Source organism: Motilimonas eburnea (assembly GCF_021295345.1).
Classification (GTDB): domain Bacteria; phylum Pseudomonadota; class Gammaproteobacteria; order Enterobacterales; family CBDFNC01; genus Motilimonas; species Motilimonas eburnea.
In genome coordinates this window covers 1-2,893 of sequence record NZ_JAIMJB010000042.1, presented here as the reverse complement: position 1 = coordinate 2,893, position 2,893 = coordinate 1, and the positions used below count along the sequence as shown (strand labels likewise).

At 42.2% G+C, this 2,893-nt stretch carries 3 protein-coding genes; 2 read left to right on the top strand and 1 reads right to left on the bottom strand.

Annotated features, from left to right (window positions below):
• Positions 1–143 precede the first annotated feature (143 nt).
• The gene (locus K6Y21_RS20910; RefSeq protein ID WP_233073881.1) at positions 144–1,451 is read left to right on the top strand and encodes a protein kinase domain-containing protein; all 1,308 of its coding nucleotides are present in this window, start codon (positions 144–146) and stop codon (positions 1,449–1,451) included.
• A gap of 28 nt (positions 1,452–1,479) precedes the next feature.
• On the opposite strand, the gene K6Y21_RS20905 is transcribed toward K6Y21_RS20910, so the two are convergent.
• Positions 1,480–1,968, bottom strand: coding sequence for a hypothetical protein (locus tag K6Y21_RS20905; RefSeq protein WP_233073880.1), 489 nt, complete (start codon positions 1,966–1,968; stop codon positions 1,480–1,482).
• Positions 1,969–2,206: 238 nt separating this feature from the next.
• On the opposite strand from K6Y21_RS20905, the gene K6Y21_RS20900 reads away from it, so the two are divergent.
• The gene (locus tag K6Y21_RS20900; RefSeq protein WP_233073879.1) at positions 2,207–2,782 is read left to right on the top strand and encodes a substrate-binding periplasmic protein; all 576 of its coding nucleotides are present in this window, start codon (positions 2,207–2,209) and stop codon (positions 2,780–2,782) included.
• Positions 2,783–2,893 lie beyond the last annotated feature (111 nt).

Genomic DNA, 2,893 nt, shown 5'->3' with positions numbered 1-2,893 from the left:
GCGATAAAGCAGGATATTAGCGAAAAAGATAGCTTGGCAGCCAAACGTAGAAAGTCAGGTTGGTCCGGCGAATATCGTTCAAAGATTATATTTGGTTGAAAGTTGAACAAAGTGGAATCCCGCCCTGAGTTAGGCACCGGCAGATGAAAAAATACAGATTACATTTTTTATCGGGAGAGCAAGGGCTCATAAGCTTAAATGATACGCCAATAAGTCAGGGAGCCGATGGCGCAATATACATCAGTAAAGAGAAACAACTGGCGATAAAGCTATACCACGAAGTCAAAAAGGATAAAGTCAGACAGCAAAAGATTTGGCAAATGATCCAGCAACCGCCGCAGCAGGTGACTGAAGCGGATTTTGCTTGGCCTGTGGCCGTGGTATCTAACTTAAAAGACGCTTTCCTTGGTTACGCTATGCCACTAATAAATATGCAAAGCCATACCGAGCTTGAAAATATTTTATCCACTAAGCTAAGGCAACATATGGCCTTAAGCCATCACCCGCTGCTACGCATAAAAGCAGCAATCAGTTTGGCTCAACGTGTTGCTAGCTTACACCAAGTGGGCCATTTCATTATCGATTTAAAGCCAGTTAACCTAACCCTACACAAAACAAGCGGCGAGGTGACCATTTTAGATTGTGATGGGTTTGCTATCGCCAGTAATAACAAATCACGCTACCCAGCCCATCAATATACTGCAGGCTATATTGCACCCGAGGCATTTAGCCACCATCTGCCTCCTACGAAGCTAGGTCTAAATCAAGATCTCTTCGCCCTAGCTGTTATAATATTTCAATTAATAAACAACGGGATACATCCCTTTCAAGGAGTGCCGGTTAAGGGTGAAAGCTTACCCACAGATAACCAAGCTCGAATTGCTCATGGCTTATTTGCATACGGCCACAAAAAACACCCCTTAATAAATCCCTCACCATGGAGCATTCATCAAGATCTGCCAGCAGCACTTACTTATGCCTTTGAGCAAAGCCTAACCGGCATAAAGAGAGTGAACGCTAAGGATTGGTACGAGCTACTGACCAAGCAGCTAAACACATATCACAACTGTAAACACAATGCCGAACATGCCTTTTGGGGAAGCAGCTGCCCTTGGTGTCAGCTGGACAAAGCCCGACAAACTCCGATAAAGGTTAAGCGGATTAGCAATAAACGCCCTACTAAACAAACTTATCCGACTTTTTCGGCACCCATTGCTCCAAATACAGCGACACCGATTACAATGACAACAGCAGGGGCAAGCACAAGTTTAGCTATTCCGCCCTCGATACAAGCGCTATTGGCATCGACAGCCCAAGTCAATCCACCGATACAAAATGGGCCCTTTTTCCCACATGTTTCATGGCTACAAATTATTGTGGTCAATGTTATTTTGTTTGTACTTTTTATTTTTGTTGCAACCGAGATTGGCGAGCGCTTTTTCAACGGCTAAAACCAAACACAGCCAGCGTTAGCTTTGGTTAAAGCTCGACATTCGTATATTGCATACTGTAGTCGATATAATAGGTACCTTCGTCCTCACGAGCAAAATACAGTTTGTCGCCATCAAAATAAAAACCGGCATCAAAGACAGACATCGCACCTTGATCACTTGTGTGAGTCAATTTATAGCGGCCTACTTGGATGTTGTTTGAGGTATCGACATGGGCTACGAATTCATAATCATTTAGCGCCGAATAACTGTGATTGGTTTGTAATTCTTTGCTGCAAGACTCGTCGGTATAAGTGGTGATTTGATAACGTGCTGAATCAGCCAAAAATGTATAACTCGACATACTCCAAAAAGTTTCAAGCACTTCACCATCAAATTGGCGTAACTGACAAGGGCTCGCCCACGTTCCCAAGGGTAAGGTTTTGCCTTGGTTATAATCTGTATTATCTTGCGATTCGGATGATACATTACAGCCAGCCAACATCGCTAAAAGTAATGGCAAAGCGAAAACCCGCATAGTAAATCCCTATAAATATATGAATAAAATTTTTGCACTAAAATGAGTGAAATATAAACAATTTAGACAACCCCCACCAAACCAAAATAATTACTTCCCAATAGTTTCAACCACATAACGCCCCCACAGACCGGCGGCATTATATATTTAATCAATCATTTATCAAATATCGGTTGTTCGTCAGGCTCACTTCGTAACTCAGCTTATCACTCTGCCATACTGTCATTGGAGGTAGCTTATGAAAACCAGTATTATCGGCGTTTTGCTGCTGTTGCAGCTGATGATAGGCGGTCAGGCTTTAGCAACTAAGGTCAAGATAGGCTACTTTGAATTGCCACCCCATATGTATCAGGGAGAAAATAGCAACGCGCAGGGTGCGTCCGTTAACTATTTCAACCAAGTATTTAAGCAAATGGACTATGAGGTGGAATGGGTTGGCCCATTACCTTACATGCGTTTGTTAAAGATGATAGAAAAAGGCCAAATTGATGCCCTGCCCTTAATGCAAGAGTCTGAAAAAGAGCCGCTATTCCAGTTTCCTGATGCCCCCTACTATTCCCCACAGCCGGTTCTTTTCGTTAAAAAATCAAACCCATTACAGCAAGTCCAATCCATTGATGACATTCGCGGCTTAACCATCGGCTTTATTGCCGGCGTTGAGCCCTCACCCTTTATTAAAACTCACGAAAAAGAGTTAAAAATGGAATACATGGCACAGCAAGACTGGCTTGAGTTAAATCTGATGAAATTAAAACGTAACCGAATTGATGCTGTCTATGGTTTAAATCAGGTGTCGACTCAGGGCGAGATCTAACATTAATTGTAAGGTCTAATTGTTGGTAATTTATTCACCATGGATCTTTTATGAGCTAATCTTTCATTTTCCAAGAAAATCATATTTTAAGTTGAACTAACTGTATTTTCA